Source organism: Streptomyces sp. NPDC046866, assembly GCF_040704625.1.
Taxonomy (GTDB): domain Bacteria; phylum Actinomycetota; class Actinomycetes; order Streptomycetales; family Streptomycetaceae; genus Streptomyces.
This window is the reverse complement of sequence record NZ_JBEYXN010000013.1, coordinates 75,169-88,563: the sequence shown is the minus strand read 5'-3', so window position 1 is coordinate 88,563 and position 13,395 is coordinate 75,169. Positions and strand designations below refer to the sequence as shown.

Genomic DNA, 13,395 nt, shown 5'->3' with positions numbered 1-13,395 from the left:
CATTTCTAACACTGCTGCGGGGATTCGCGCGTGGCTGCCGGTGCGGTGGTGGCGGCCGCACGGTAGGCGCGCGGGCTCATCCCCACCCGCGCGGTGAAGTGCTGGCGGAAGGTGACCTCGCTGGCGAACCCCGCCCGCCGGGCCACCTCGGGCACCGGATGGTCGGTCCGCTCCAGCAGCCGCCGCGCCTCGTCGATGCGGTGGCCGAGCAGCCAGCGGTGCGGGGTGGTGCCGGTCGCCGCCGCGAAATGGCGGGCGAACGAGCGCGGCGACATCCCGGCCCAGCGGGCCAGCCGCGCCACCGGCAGCGGCTCGTGCAGCTGCCGCAGCGCCCGTTCCCGTACGCCGGCCAGCGCCTCGGCGGTGCGATCCGCGGCCGGAGTGGGCCGGTCGAGGTACTGGGCGTGGTCGCCGGTGCGGAAGGGGCCGGTCACCATCGACCGGGCGATGGCCGCCGCGGCCTCCGACCCGTGGGCCCGGCGCACCAGGTGCAGGCAGAGGTCGATCCCGGAGGCCACGCCGGCCGAGGTCCACAGGCCGCCGTCCTCCACGTACAGCGGTGCGTCCTCGACCAGGACCTCCGGGTGGCGCTCGGCCAGCTGCGGGGCCAGCCACCAGTGGGTCACGGCCCGGCGGCCCGCCAGCAGCCCCGCCTCCGCGAGGATGAACGCCCCGGCGCACAGCGCGGCGACGGGCACCCCCCGCCCGTGCGCCTCCCGCAGCGCGGCGAGGACCGGTTCCGGGGTGGGGTCGGTCGGCTCGGCCAGGGCGGGCACGACGACGAGGTCCGCCCCGGCGAGCCAGTCGAGCCGCCGGTCGGGGGCCAGGGTGAGGCCGCCGGGCAGCGCGATGGGCTCGGTGTCCACGGCGCAGCGGCGCAGCTCGAAGCGGGGGACGCCGATGCCGCTGCGGTCCGGCCCCCAGACCTCGGTGATCACGGCCAGGTCGAAGCTGCGGATGCCGGGCTGGACGAGGGCGGCGACGCGGTGCATGCGGCCATGCTGCCACCGGTGGCACGATGCTGCCAGGGTGGCAGGATCCCATCGGTTCGCGGCACCGGCGCCCCTGTCGGCGGGGCAGCGCGCGGACCAGCATGGAGCCATGACGAACTTCACGACGAACTCCACGACCTCCGCGGACTCCACGCCGAACACCGCCGCGCACACCGCCGCGAACCCGGTGCCCCACGAGGGGATCGAGATCGCCGCCGATGCCGCCCTGCTGGTCATCGACGTACAGAAGGGCTTCGACGACACCGCTTTCTGGGGCCCGCGCAACAATCCGGGTGCCGAGCGGAACATCACCGCCCTGATGGACGCCTGGCGGGCGACCGGCCGCCCGGTCGTGCTCGTCCAGCACGCCTCGCGCCCCGGGTCGGTCCTGGCCGCGGACCATCCTGGCCACGCCTTCAAGGACTTCGTCGCCGAACGGGCGGAGCATGCGGCGCTGCGCGTCACCAAGACGGTGAACTCCGCCTTCTACGGCACCCCCGACCTGGGCGACTGGCTCGCCGCGCGGGGGATCCGCCAGCTGGTGGTGGCCGGGATCCAGACCAACATGTGCGTCGAGACCACCGCCCGGATGGGCGGGAACCTGGGCTACGACGTCCTCGTACCGCTCGATGCGACCCACACCTTCGACCTGTCCGGCCCCGCGGGGCTGCGCCTGAGCGCGGACCAGCTCGCCGAGGCCACCGCCGTGAACCTCCAGGGCGGCCGCTTCGCCCGCGTGGTCACCACCGGCCAGCTCCTGAGCGCGGCGGCGGTGCCGCTCGCGGTATGAGCACGAACGGGCGGGGCCGGCGCTCCACCCCCCCGGGCAGGGGAGTGGAGCGCCGGGCCCCGCCCGTCGCGGCGCAGGCTCAGAGCACGTCGGCGGCGATGTTGGCCGCGACCCGCTCCAGCAGCGGACCCGCGTTGGCGATGCAGACCGCCGGGTCCGGCTCGATCTCCGTCAGCGGGTACGCGCGGCGGATGCCGGCCGCCTGGAGCTCCGACTGCTCCAGCAGGAGCCGGCCGCAGACCGCCACGACCTCCTTGCCCGCGGCCCGCGCCGCCGCCGCGACACCCGCCGGCGCCTTGCCGTGCAGGGTCTGCTCGTCGAGGGAGCCCTCACCGGTGATCACCAGCGTCGCCCGCTCCAGCGCCGGGGCGAAGCCCAGCACCTCCAGCATCAGCTCGATGCCGGGCCGGAAGCTCGCACCGAGCAGCAGCGCGCCGTAGCCGATGCCGCCGGCGCCGCCCGCGCCGGGCGAGGCCGCCAGCTCGGTGGCCTTCGCGCCGATGGCCTTCTCCAGCACCAGCGCGTAGTGCGCCAGCGCGGCGTCCAGCGTCGCCACGTCCTCGGGGGAAGCCCCCTTCTGCGGGCCGTACACCGCCGCACAGCCCTTGGGGCCGGTCAGCGGGTTGTCCACGTCGCTGGCCAGGACGAAGTCGACCTCCGCGAAGCGCGGGTCGACCCCGGACAGGTCCGCGGAGGCCAGCTCGGCCAGCGCGCCGCCGCCCGGACCGACCGGTTCGCCGTTCGCGTCCAGGAACACCGCGCCCAGCGCGGCCAGCATGCCGGCGCCTCCGTCGGTGGTGGCGCTGCCGCCCACTCCGAAGACGATGGTGCGCGCACCCGCGTCCAGGGCGGCCCTGAGCACCTCGCCCGAGCCGTACGTCGTCGCCGTCAGCGGGGCGAACACGCCCTTCGGCAGCAGCTGCAGCCCGGACGCCTCCGCCATCTCCACCACGGCGGTGCCGTCGCGCAGGGCGAAAGCGGCCGTGACCTGCTCGCCGAGCGGTCCGGTGACCCGTACCTCCCGGCGTTCGAACCCGGCCGCCACGGCGGCCGCGACCGTGCCGTCGCCGCCGTCCGCGACGGGGAGGGTCTCGACCTCCACGCCCGGTACGGCCGTGCGAAGGCCGGCCGTCACCCGCTCGGCGACCTGAACGGCCGTGAGCGAGCCCTTGAATTTGTCCGCGGCGATGAGCACGCGCGCGGCCTCAGTTACTGCTCCGTCCGTCACCTTGCTATCCCTTGCTATCGAACAGTGCAGTCGCGCCACCCCGAGCCTATCCGGAGGATCCTCCTATGCCCATGGGTGGCCTGGGCCACACGGAGCCCGGTATGCCCATGAAGCGGGACATATCCCTGCGTCGTGCGGCCGGGCGGAGCGGCGATCCGCCGACCGGGGCGCCGACGCGGCCCACCGGCGCAGGCCCGGCCCGGCGGACATGATCGCGCCGGCGGGGTGTGTGGGTAGGGTGGTCGGGTGACTGCCACGGATGACTACGCCACCTACATCGCGAGTCTGCCCCGGGTGCTTGCCGGCGCGGCTGCCCTCTACCGGGACGCACGGGGCCGGGTACTGCTCGTGGAGCCCAACTACCGCGAGGGCTGGGCCCTGCCGGGCGGGACCATCGAGTCGGACCGAGGAGAGTCGCCGCGGGCCGCCGCGCGCCGGGAGAGCGCCGAGGAGATCGGCCTCGACCTGCCGCTCGGCCGGCTGCTCGCCGTCGACTGGACGCTCGGCCCGGGCCGCCCCCCGCTGGTCGCCTACCTCTTCGACGGGGGCGTGCTCGACGAGGCGCAGCTCGCCTCGATCCGGCTCCAGGAGGAGGAACTGCTGTCCTGGAAGCTGGTCGAGCCCGCCGAACTGGGCGAGTACCTCCTCGGCCCGCTGGGACTGCGCGCCAAGGAGGCCTGCCGGGTGCTGGAGTCCGGCGAGGGCACCGCGGAACTGGAGAACGGCCGCCGCCCGGCCGCACCGTGACACCGGGCTTACCCCGAGCAGGACACAATCAGCTGATGATCACGATGTATGCCTGGCCCAGCACCGCCGACGGGCCCGACGCCCTGCCCATGGTCCACTTCACCACCGACCGGCAGGAGGGCGGCGAGGTCACCGACGACGGCACGCCGGTGTGGCTGTTCGACACGGCCATACGCGAGGGCGGCTGGGCCCGGTTCACCGACTTCGACGGCTGGGCCGCGCCCGCCGAGGGCTGGCAGGCGCTCTACCGCCGCGAGGACGACCTCCTGGCCGTCTCCGGCCCCGGCCCGTGCGAGGGCTGGTACCAGGGCAACCTCGGCGCCGACGAGGAGTGGGTGGCGGCCGCCGCCGCACAGCAGAGCGTCGTCCTCCTCGCGGCCCCCGTCCAGCACCCGTCGCTCTACGGCTACGCCGTCGAGGCCGGCGCCGCCTTCGCCCTGCTGGTGCCGCTGGCCGTGGTCTGACGGCCGCCGGCGCGCGGAGCCGCCGGGCGCCCTGCCCGGGGCCGCATCGGCTGCCGCCGCCGGCCAGGACCTCCCCGCGGGTCAGAACAGGGGCTCCGCAGCCGGGGCGGCGGGCACCGCGCCCGACTCGAAGGCCAGCAGCCGGACCTTGCGCTCGACGCCGCCGCCGTAGCCCGTCATGCTGCCCGACGCACCGATCACGCGGTGGCAGGGGACGATGATGCTGATCGGGTTCCGGCCGTTGGCCAGGCCGACCGCCCGCGAGGCGTTCGGCCTGCCGAGCCGGGCCGCGAGCTCCCCGTACGACCAGGTCTGCCCGTACGGGATCCGCACGAGCTGGTCCCACACGCTGCGCTGGAAGGCGGTGCCCTCCAGGCGCAGCGGCAGGTCGAACGCGGTCCGCTCCCGGGCGAAGTACGCGGCCAGCTGGCGCACCACCTCCGGGAACGGGCCCTCCTCGGCGGCGACCCGCTCCCCGAACGCCTCCTCGGCCGGCCGGTGCCGCTGCCCGCTCATGTACAGGCCGCTGAGGACGCCGTCGGTGGCGACCAGCGTCAGCGGCCCGTACGGGCTGTCGACGACGGTGTGCGTCCTGGCGGGGGCGGTGGTGGTGATCGTCGTGGTGGTCATGGCGGGTCTGTGCTCCTCAGGCGGGGAGGTGGTTGATGGCGTGGTCGTCGGTGGCCCACAGGTACTGCACGGCGTACGCCCGCCAGGGCCGCCAGGCGGCCGCCCGGGCCGTGAGCGCGGCCGGCGTCGACGGCAGCCCGAGCTCCTTCGCGGCGCGCCGCAGCCCCAGGTCCGAGGGCAGGAAGGCGTCCGGGTCGCCGAGGGCCCGCATCGCGATCACCTCGGTGGTCCAGGGGCCGAAGCCGGGCAGGGCGGCCAGTCGGGCTCGGGCCGCCTCCCAGTCGCTGTCGATGCCGAGCGGGAGCGAGCCGTCCGCCAGGGCGGCGACGAGCGTGGTCAGCGTGGTGCGCCTGCTGCGCGGCAGGGCCAGGGCCTCCGGGTCCAGGGCGGCCAGCGCCTGCGGGGAGGGGAACAGGTGGGTGAGCCCGCCCTCGGGGTCGGGGTCCGCGACCGGCTCGCCGTACGCCGCCACCAGACGGGCCGCGTGCGTGCGCGCCGCCGCGGTGGACACCTGCTGGCCCAGCACCGCCCGTACGGCGAACTCCGCCGCGTCGACGGTCCGCGGCACCCGGCGCCCCGGGGCCTTGTCCACCAGCGGGGCCAGCAGCGGGTCGGTGCGCAGCTGCCCGTCGACCGCCTCCGGGTCGGCGTCGAGGTCCAGCAGCCAGCGGCAGCGGCTGATGGCGATCGTCAGGTCGCGCAGGTCGGTGAGGGCCAGCTGGCAGCCGACGTGGTCGGGCCGCGGGGTGAGGGCGACGACGCCGGTGCCGTAGGGCAGGCGCAGGGTCCGGCGGTAGGCGCCGGCGCGCCACTCCTCGACGCCGGGGACCGCGGTCGCGGCGAGGTGGCCGAAGAGGTTGTCCGGGTTGAGCGGGGCCCGGTACGGCAGGCGCAGGCTGATCGTGCCGGGGATGCGGGGCTCCTGCCGCTTGGTCCGGGCCGCCCGGGCGGCGCGGGCGCGGAGCTCGCCCGGGGCGAGGGCGAAGACCTCGCGGACGGTCTCGTTGAAGGTGCGGATGGAGGCGAAGCCGGAGGCGAAGGCCACGTCCCCCATGGGGAGCTCCGAGGTCTCGATCAGCAGCCGCGCGGTCTGGGCGCGCTGCGCCCGGGCGAGCGCGAGGGGGCCGGCGCCGAGCTCGGCGTTGAGCTGGCGCTCGACCTGGCGGGTGGAGTAGCCGAGGCGGGCCGCGAGACCGGGCACCCCCTCGCGGTCCACGACGCCGTCCTGGATGAGGCGCACGGCACGGGCCACGGCGTCGGCGCGCGCGTTCCACTCGGGGGAGCCGGGGGAGGTGTCGGGCCGGCACCGCTTGCAGGCCCGGTACCCGGCCTGCTGGCAGGCGGCGGCGCTGGGCAGGAAGGTCATGTTCTCGACCTTCGGCGGCACGGCGGGGCAGCTGGGCCGGCAGTAGATCCCGGTCGTGCGGACGGCCGTGAAGAACCATCCGTCGAACCGGGCGTCCTTCGACTGCACGGCCCTGACGCAGCGCTCGGTGTCGGTGTACATGGATCCAGGATCGCGGGGCGGCCGGGGGAGGGTCTGGCAGTTTTCCGACATCAAGCGTAGGCGCCCACGCGGCCGCGGGGGTCCGGGCCGGCAGGCCGGGCCGGGGCCTCGGACGCCGACGACGGCCCGCCACGAGCCCGGCGCCGCACTCGGTACGACGGTCCGGGCGGACCAGGTACCCGGCGGAGCCGGATTCCCGGGGGGCCGCCCCACCCCCGCGCCTCAAACGCCGGAGGGCTGTAGGAGGACCCGGCGAAGCCGATCCTGGTGCCGGGCCCGGCCCCGGCGTATGCGAGCCCCGCCCGAAGCCGGTCGCGCGCCCCCTCCGTACGCCTCGAAGCCCGTCCTGGCGCCGGCGTCCGGCCCCAGTGTTCGAGCCCCGGCTTCGAGCCTGGCGGGGCGCCGCATCCCTCGGTACGTTTCGAAGCCGAGGCCCGCCACGTCCAGCCCCGCCGGCGTTCGAGCCGCGGGGCCGCGGGGAGCCCGGGGTCGGGTGACGGGGCCGGGCAGGCGCGGGCGCGGGTAGCGCGAAGGCCCCCGCGCGGTGCGCGGGGGCCTTCCGGGGCGGCGGGGGCTACGGCAGCTGGGCTGCGCGGGCCTCGCGGCGGTTGTGGCGGAACGTGTTCGCCCGGCGGGTCGTCGCGAACAGCGGGATCGTGGCCGCCAGCGCGATCTGCAGGGCGCAGCCGGTCTGCAGGAGCAGCTGGCCGCCGGGGGCGTCGAACGCCCAGGCCGCCAGGAGCCCCATGGCCGAGATGATCCAGCTGAGCATCGCCACCGCGAGGACACCCCGCGGCTTCGGGTACTCGACCCGGCTCACCATCAGCCACGCGACGCCGATGATCGCCAGCAGCGTCGGCACGAACGGCAGCTCCAGCAGGACGACGGAGACGACCGTCAGGGCGCCGAAGGGGCTCGGCATGCCCTGGAACATGCCGTCCTTCATCGTCACGCAGCTGAATCTCGCCAGGCGCAGCACCACCGCGAGCAGGACGACGATCGCCGCCAGCGCGGACATCTTCTGGTGCGCGTCGTCGGCGACCATGCCGTAGACCAGCACGAAGTACGCCGGCGCGAGGCCGAAGCTGATCAGGTCGGACAGGTTGTCCAGCTCGGCGCCCATCGGCGAGCTGCGCAGCTTGCGGGCGACGATGCCGTCGAAGAGGTCGAAGACCGCCGCGAGCAGCATCAGTATCACCGCGGTCGCCGCGCTGTGCCGGGCCATGCCCGACTCGCCGCTGCCGGTGAGGTGCGGGATGAGGATCCCGGTGGTGGTGAAGTACACCGCCATGAATCCGCACGTCGCGTTGCCGAGGGTGAGGGTGTCCGCTATCGACAGCCGCAGCGACAGCGGCATGTCGTCCTCGGCGGACTCCTCCTCCGCGGCCTCCGGCACCCAGCCGGTGGCGGGAGTCTCGGGGTCAGTCACGGTCAATTCGGGTCACCCCCGCGGTGGTGGTCTGACCGACCTCGACCGCGACCTCGACGCCCTCGGGGAGGTAGATGTCGACGCGGGAGCCGAAGCGGATCAGGCCGATGCGTTCGCCCTGCTCCACCTTGGTGCCGGCCGGCAGGTACGGGACGATCCGGCGCGCGACGGCGCCGGCGATCTGCACCATCTCGATGTCGCCGAGCTCGGTTTCGAAGTGCCAGACAACGCGCTCGTTGTTCTCGCTCTCCTTGTTGAACGCCGGGACGAACCCGCCGGGGATGTGCTCCACGGACGTCACCGTGCCGGCCAGCGGCGCGCGGTTGACGTGGACGTTCAGCGGGCTCATGAAGATCGCGACGCGGGTCCGCCCGTCCTTCCACGGCATGATGCTCTGCACCACGCCGTCGGCGGGGGAGATGACGCGGCCCTGGGCGATCTCGCGCTCGGGGTCGCGGAAGAACCACAGCATGCCCGCGGCGAGCGCGGTGGTGGGCACGGCTGCCGCGGCCCAGCGTCCGGACTTGCGGGCCCGGGCGAGGCTGAGCGCCGCGGTGGCGACGGTCGGCAGAAGCCACGGCGATGCTCCGCGCGCGAGGCGTACGCCGAAGAGGCTGTCGCGAGGTGCAGAGGTTTGGCTGTGGGGCATGGATGACCTTCGTAGCGGTGGATTGCCGCGCCGCAAACGGGGGGACGGGACGGCGGCTTTACTGGAATGCTATCGGTTGCGCGCGACAACTGGGCAAGCCAGAAGCCGAGTCGATGCCCGTCAGCCAGTCACTGCAAGTGATTCTTTTGCGGCGAACCCCTGGAGGATTCGCCGCAAAAGGGACTTTCAGCCCTGGAGTCGGTACTCCTCGAGCAGGCGTCGCCCAATGATCATTTTCTGGATCTCGGCAGTACCTTCACCGATGAGCAGCATGGGGGCCTCGCGGTAGAGGCGCTCGATCTCGTACTCCTTCGAGAAGCCGTAGCCGCCGTGGATGCGGAACGCGTCCTCCACCACCTCCTTGCAGTACTCGGAGGCGAGGTACTTCGCCATCCCTGCTTCGAGGTCGTTTCGTTCCCCGGAGTCCTTTTTGCGTGCTGCGTTGACCATCATGGCATGGGCAGCCTCGACCTTGGTAGCCATCTCGGCCAGCTTGAACTGGATGGCCTGGTGCTGGGCGATCGGCTTGCCGAAAGTGTGACGCTGCTGGGCATAGGAGACACCCAGCTCGAAGGCACGCTGTGCGACGCCGCAGCCACGGGCCGCCACGTTGACGCGGCCGACCTCCACGCCGTCCATCATTTGGTAAAACCCTCGGCCGGTGGTGCCGCCGAGGACCCGATTGGCCGGAATGCGCAGTCCGTCCATGATGAGCTCGGTCGTGTCGACGCCCTTGTAGCCCATCTTGTCGATCTTGCCCGGGATGGTCAGGCCGGGCCGGACCTCGCCGAAGCCGGGCTCCTTCTCCACGAGGAAGGTCGTCATCGACTTGTGCGGCGCCGTGCCCTCGGGGTGTCCTTCGTCACTCCGGCAGAGCACGGCCACCAGCGTGGAGCTGCCGCCGTTCGTCAGCCACATCTTCTGGCCGTTCAGGACGTACTCGTCGCCGTCCTTGACCGCCTTGGACGTGATGGCCGACACATCCGAGCCCAGCCCCGGCTCGGACATCGAGAACGCGCCGCGCACCTCGCCCAGCGCCATGCGCGGCAGGAAGTGGTCCTTCTGCTCCTGCGTGCCGTGCTGCTTGAGCATGTACGCCACGATGAAGTGCGTGTTGATGATGCCCGAGACGGACATCCAGCCGCGGGCTATCTCCTCCACGCACAGGGCGTACGTGAGCAGCGACTCGCCGAGACCGCCGTACTCCTCGGGGATCATCAGCCCGAACAGGCCGAGCTCCTTGAGCCCGTCCACGATCTGCTGCGGATACTCGTCGCGGTGCTCCAGCTCGGTCGCGACCGGGATGATCTCCTTGTCCACGAACTCGCGGACGGTCTTGAGGATCTCCTGCTGGACGTCGGTCAGCCCGGCGGTCTGGGCGAGTCGTGCCATGGCTACTTCCCCTGTTCCTTGACTCTGTTAGTTGGAAAGCGTGGGGCGGCCGGGCTGCTCGCCGCCGCGCTCTTTGATGTACGTCTCGGTCGGGACCATCACCTTGCGCCGGAAGACGCAGACGAGGGTGCCGTCCTGCTTGTAGCCCTTGGTCTCCACGTGGACGATGCCGCGGTCGCTCTTCGACTTCGAGGGGGTCTTGTCGAGGACCGTCGTCTCGCCGTAGATGGTGTCGCCGTGGAAGGTCGGCGCCACGTGCCGCAGCGACTCGATCTCCAGGTTGGCGATCGCCTTGCCCGAGACGTCCGGTACGGACATGCCCAGCAGCAGCGAGTAGATGTAGTTCCCCACGACCACGTTCCTGCCGAAGTCCGTCGTCTTCTCGGCGTAGTTCGTGTCCATGTGGAGCGGGTGGTGGTTCATGGTGAGCAGACAGAAGAGGTGGTCGTCGTACTCGGTGACCGTCTTCCCGGGCCAGTGCTTGTAGACCGCGCCGACCTCGAACTCTTCGTACGTGCGTCCGAACTGCATGGCCTCAGCCCTCCGGGATCTCGAACTTGGTGGTGCGCTGCATGCCGGCCGCGCGCCCCTTGCCGGCGATGACCAGGGCCATCTTGCGGCTGGCCTCGTCGATCATCTCGTCGCCGAGCATCGCCGAGCCCTTCTTCCCGCCGGCCTCGGAGGTGCACCACTCGTACGCGTCGAGGATCAGCTCGGCGTGGTCGTAGTCCTCCTGGGAGGGGGAGAAGACCTCGTTGGCGGCCTCGACCTGGCCCGGGTGCAGGACCCACTTGCCGTCGAAGCCGAGGGCCGCGGCGCGCCCGGCGACCTCCCGGTAGGCGTCCACGTCGCGGATCTGCAGGAAGGGGCCGTCGATCGCCTGGAGGTTGTGCGTACGGGCCGCCATCAGGATCCGCATGAGGATGTAGTGGTAGGCGTCCGCCGGGTAGCCGGGCGGCTGCATGCCCACGACCAGCGACTTCATGTTGATGGAGGCCATGAAGTCGGCGGGGCCGAAGATGATCGTCTCCAGCCGCGGCGAGGCGGCGGCGATCTCGTCGACGTTGACCAGGCCCTTGGCGTTCTCGATCTGCGCCTCGATGCCGATCTTTCCGACCTCGAAGCCCATGGTCTTCTCGATCTGCGTCAGCAGCAGGTCCAGCGCGACGACCTGCTGGGCGTCCTGGACCTTCGGGAGCATGATGCAGTCGAGGTTCTGGCCCGCGCCCTCGACGACGGTGATGACGTCGCGGTACGTCCAGTGGGTGGTCCAGTCGTTGACGCGCACGACCCGGGTCTTGCCGGTCCAGTCGCCGTTGTTCAGCGCGTCCACGATCGTGTGGCGGGCGCCCTCCTTGGCGAGCGGGGCGCAGGCGTCCTCGAGGTCGAGGAAGACCTGGTCGGCGGGGAGGCCCTGGGCCTTCTCCAGGAACCGCGGGTTCGAACCCGGCACCGCGAGGCAGGAGCGGCGCGGGCGCAGCCGGTTCACAGGGGACGTGGGCGTGGTCATGCGGGGACCTCCGTGCTGATGAGGGGGTTGAGCTTGTTCGCTGTGCGGATCTCGTCGACGATACGGCCGATGATCTCCGTGATGCCGAAGTCTTTGGGGGTGAACACGGCGGCGACTCCGGCCTCCTTCAGCGCGACGGCGTCGGCTTGGGGAATGATGCCGCCCAGGACGACGGGGATGTCACCCGCCCCCGCCGCGCGCAGCCGCTCCAGGACCTCCGGGACCAGCGCGCTGTGCGAGCCGGACAGGATGGACAGTCCCACGCAGTGCACGTCCTCGGCCAGTGCCGCCGTGGCGATCTCCTCGGGCGTCAGCCGGATGCCCTGGTAGACGACCTCGAAGCCGGCGTCGCGGGCGCGGACGGCGATCTGCTCGGCGCCGTTGGAGTGCCCGTCCAGGCCGGGCTTGCCGACCAGCAGGCGCAGCCGGCCGCTGCCCAGCTCCTCGGCGGTCCGGGCGACCTTCTCCCGGACCAGGGCCAGCGGCGTGCCCTCCTCGGCGGCGACGGCCACGGGGGCCGAGGAGACGCCGGTCGGGGCCCGGAACTCGCCGAAGACCTCGCGCAGGGCGCTCGCCCACTCGCCGGTGGTGACACCGGCCCGGGCGCACTCCAGGGTGGCCTCCATCAGGTTCTCGGTCCCCGCCGCTGCCTCCTTCAGCCGGTCCAGGGCCTGGCCGACCGTCGGGAAGACGAAGGGGTCGCCGCCGCCCTGCCGGTCGGAGGACTCCTGGCGCTCGGCCCGCCAGCGGCGGATGCGCTCGACGGTGAGCGCCTCCACCGCCGCGTCCACCGTCATGATGGCGCCGTCCAGGTCGGCGGTGAGCGGGTTCGGCTCGGTCTGCTGGAAGCAGTTCACGCCGACGATCTTGTCCTCGCCCGCCTCGATCCGGGCGCGGCGCTCGGCGTGCGAGGCGACCAGCTGGGACTTCAGGTACCCGGACTCGACGGCGGCCATCGCGCCGCCCATCTCCTGGATCCGGTCGATCTCGGCCAGGCAGTCGGCGACCAGGGAGTCGACTTTGGCCTCGATGACGTGGGAGCCCGCGAAGATGTCGTCGTACTCCAGCAGGTCGCTCTCGTGGGCGAGGACCTGCTGGATGCGCAGCGACCACTGCTGGTCCCAGGGCCGGGGCAGGCCCAGGGCCTCGTTCCAGGCGGGCAGCTGCACGGCGCGGGCCCGGGCGTCCTTGGAGAGCGTGACGGCGAGCATCTCCAGCACGATGCGCTGGACGTTGTTCTCCGGCTGCGCCTCCGTCAGCCCCAGGGAGTTGACCTGGACGCCGTAGCGGAAGCGGCGCTGCTTGGCGTCCTCGATGCCGTAGCGCTCGCGGGTGATGCGGTCCCAGATGCGGCCGAAGGCGCGCATCTTGCACATCTCCTCGATGAAGCGGACGCCCGCGTTCACGAAGAAGGAGATGCGGGCGACCACCTCGCCGAACCGTTCCTGCGGGACCTGGCCCGAGTCGCGGACCGAGTCCAGCACGGCGATCGCCGTCGACATCGCGTACGAGATCTCCTGGACCGGGGTGGCCCCCGCCTCCTGGAGGTGGTACGAGCAGATGTTGATCGGGTTCCACTTGGGGATGTGGTTGACCGTGTAGGCGATCATGTCGGTCGTCAGACGGAGCGAGGGCCCCGGCGGGAAGACGTGCGTCCCGCGCGAGAGGTACTCCTTGACGATGTCGTTCTGGGTGGTGCCCTGGAGCTTGGAGATGTCCGCGCCCTGCTCCTCGGCGGCCACCTGGTAGAGCGCCAGGAGCCACATGGCGGTGGCGTTGATCGTCATCGAGGTGTTCATCTGCTCCAGGGGGATGTCCTGGAACAGCCGCCGCATGTCGCCCAGATGGGAGACCGGGACCCCGACCCGGCCCACCTCGCCGCGGGCGAGGATGTGGTCGGGGTCGTAGCCGGTCTGCGTCGGCAGGTCGAACGCGACCGACAGGCCGGTCTGGCCCTTGGCGAGGTTGCGGCGGTACAGCTCGTTGGACGCCTCGGCCGTGGAGTGGCCGGCGTACGTCCGCATGAGCCACGGACGGTCTTTCTGGCGCTCTGTCAT

At 72.4% G+C, this 13,395-nt stretch carries 13 protein-coding genes; 3 read left to right on the top strand and 10 right to left on the bottom strand.

The genetic code is table 11. The features are described 5' to 3' along the window. Nucleotides 1-5: 5 nt before the first annotated feature. A complete protein-coding gene (locus AB0953_RS20225; protein WP_366860870.1) occupies nucleotides 6-992 on the bottom strand; it encodes a helix-turn-helix domain-containing protein in 987 nt (328 codons plus the stop codon). A gap of 202 nt (nucleotides 993-1,194) precedes the next feature. Here AB0953_RS20225 and AB0953_RS20220 point away from each other — a divergent pair, with 202 nt between their 5' ends. Next, a complete protein-coding gene (locus AB0953_RS20220; protein WP_366860956.1) occupies nucleotides 1,195-1,782 on the top strand; it encodes a cysteine hydrolase family protein in 588 nt (195 codons plus the stop codon). Nucleotides 1,783-1,861: 79 nt separating this feature from the next. Here the strand turns inward: AB0953_RS20220 and AB0953_RS20215 are convergent, their stop codons facing one another. Continuing rightward, on the bottom strand, nucleotides 1,862-3,010 hold the full coding sequence (locus AB0953_RS20215; protein WP_366860869.1) for a glycerate kinase: 1,149 nt from the start codon (nucleotides 3,008-3,010) through the stop codon (nucleotides 1,862-1,864). A 246-nt stretch (nucleotides 3,011-3,256) separates the two neighbouring features. Here AB0953_RS20215 and AB0953_RS20210 point away from each other — a divergent pair, with 246 nt between their 5' ends. Both AB0953_RS20210 and AB0953_RS20205 read left to right on the top strand, forming a co-directional pair. Then, a complete protein-coding gene (locus AB0953_RS20210; RefSeq protein ID WP_366860868.1) occupies nucleotides 3,257-3,757 on the top strand; it encodes an NUDIX hydrolase in 501 nt (166 codons plus the stop codon). Between the two features lie 35 nt (nucleotides 3,758-3,792). After that, nucleotides 3,793-4,221 (top strand): hypothetical protein, encoded by a 429-nt coding sequence (locus AB0953_RS20205; RefSeq protein ID WP_366860867.1) that lies wholly within the window; start codon nucleotides 3,793-3,795, stop codon nucleotides 4,219-4,221. An 81-nt stretch (nucleotides 4,222-4,302) separates the two neighbouring features. On the opposite strand, the gene AB0953_RS20200 is transcribed toward AB0953_RS20205, so the two are convergent. The 8 genes from AB0953_RS20200 to AB0953_RS20165 form a co-directional block, all read right to left on the bottom strand. Further along, the gene (locus AB0953_RS20200; protein ID WP_366860866.1) at nucleotides 4,303-4,851 is read right to left on the bottom strand and encodes a methylated-DNA--[protein]-cysteine S-methyltransferase; all 549 of its coding nucleotides are present in this window, start codon (nucleotides 4,849-4,851) and stop codon (nucleotides 4,303-4,305) included. A 16-nt stretch (nucleotides 4,852-4,867) separates the two neighbouring features. Continuing rightward, a complete protein-coding gene (locus AB0953_RS20195; RefSeq protein ID WP_366860865.1) occupies nucleotides 4,868-6,358 on the bottom strand; it encodes an AlkA N-terminal domain-containing protein in 1,491 nt (496 codons plus the stop codon). Nucleotides 6,359-6,932: 574 nt separating this feature from the next. Continuing rightward, on the bottom strand, nucleotides 6,933-7,754 hold the full coding sequence (pssA, locus tag AB0953_RS20190) for a CDP-diacylglycerol--serine O-phosphatidyltransferase (RefSeq protein ID WP_366860955.1): 822 nt from the start codon (nucleotides 7,752-7,754) through the stop codon (nucleotides 6,933-6,935). 25 nt (nucleotides 7,755-7,779) lie between these two features. Next, complete coding sequence (locus AB0953_RS20185) at nucleotides 7,780-8,436, bottom strand: phosphatidylserine decarboxylase (protein ID WP_366860864.1); 657 nt, start codon at nucleotides 8,434-8,436, stop codon at nucleotides 7,780-7,782. A gap of 186 nt (nucleotides 8,437-8,622) precedes the next feature. Continuing rightward, a complete protein-coding gene (locus AB0953_RS20180) occupies nucleotides 8,623-9,828 on the bottom strand; it encodes an acyl-CoA dehydrogenase family protein (protein WP_362184014.1) in 1,206 nt (401 codons plus the stop codon). 27 nt (nucleotides 9,829-9,855) lie between these two features. Then, nucleotides 9,856-10,359 carry a MaoC family dehydratase gene (locus AB0953_RS20175; protein ID WP_366860863.1) on the bottom strand — a complete coding sequence of 168 codons (504 nt, stop codon included), beginning with the start codon at nucleotides 10,357-10,359 and terminating at the stop codon, nucleotides 9,856-9,858. Between the two features lie 4 nt (nucleotides 10,360-10,363). Beyond that, on the bottom strand, nucleotides 10,364-11,338 hold the full coding sequence (locus AB0953_RS20170) for a CoA ester lyase (protein WP_366860862.1): 975 nt from the start codon (nucleotides 11,336-11,338) through the stop codon (nucleotides 10,364-10,366). Further along, nucleotides 11,335-13,395, bottom strand: coding sequence for a protein meaA (locus AB0953_RS20165; RefSeq protein ID WP_366860861.1), 2,061 nt, complete (start codon nucleotides 13,393-13,395; stop codon nucleotides 11,335-11,337). The genes AB0953_RS20170 and AB0953_RS20165 overlap by 4 nt, the downstream gene beginning before the upstream one ends.

Bases quoted from the DNA above. Each gene is read 5' to 3' on its own strand.
- AB0953_RS20225 (WP_366860870.1), bottom strand. From the start codon at position 992: ATGCACCGCGTCGCCGCCCTCGTCCAGCCCGGCATCCGCAGCTTCGAC.
- AB0953_RS20205 (WP_366860867.1), top strand. From the start codon at position 3,793: ATGATCACGATGTATGCCTGGCCCAGCACCGCCGACGGGCCCGACGCC.
- AB0953_RS20200 (WP_366860866.1), bottom strand. From the start codon at position 4,851: ATGACCACCACGACGATCACCACCACCGCCCCCGCCAGGACGCACACC.
- AB0953_RS20195 (WP_366860865.1), bottom strand. From the start codon at position 6,358: ATGTACACCGACACCGAGCGCTGCGTCAGGGCCGTGCAGTCGAAGGAC.
- AB0953_RS20185 (WP_366860864.1), bottom strand. From the start codon at position 8,436: ATGCCCCACAGCCAAACCTCTGCACCTCGCGACAGCCTCTTCGGCGTA.
- AB0953_RS20180 (WP_362184014.1), bottom strand. From the start codon at position 9,828: ATGGCACGACTCGCCCAGACCGCCGGGCTGACCGACGTCCAGCAGGAG.
- AB0953_RS20175 (WP_366860863.1), bottom strand. From the start codon at position 10,359: ATGCAGTTCGGACGCACGTACGAAGAGTTCGAGGTCGGCGCGGTCTAC.
- AB0953_RS20170 (WP_366860862.1), bottom strand. From the start codon at position 11,338: ATGACCACGCCCACGTCCCCTGTGAACCGGCTGCGCCCGCGCCGCTCC.
- AB0953_RS20165 (WP_366860861.1), bottom strand. From the start codon at position 13,395: ATGACAGAGCGCCAGAAAGACCGTCCGTGGCTCATGCGGACGTACGCC.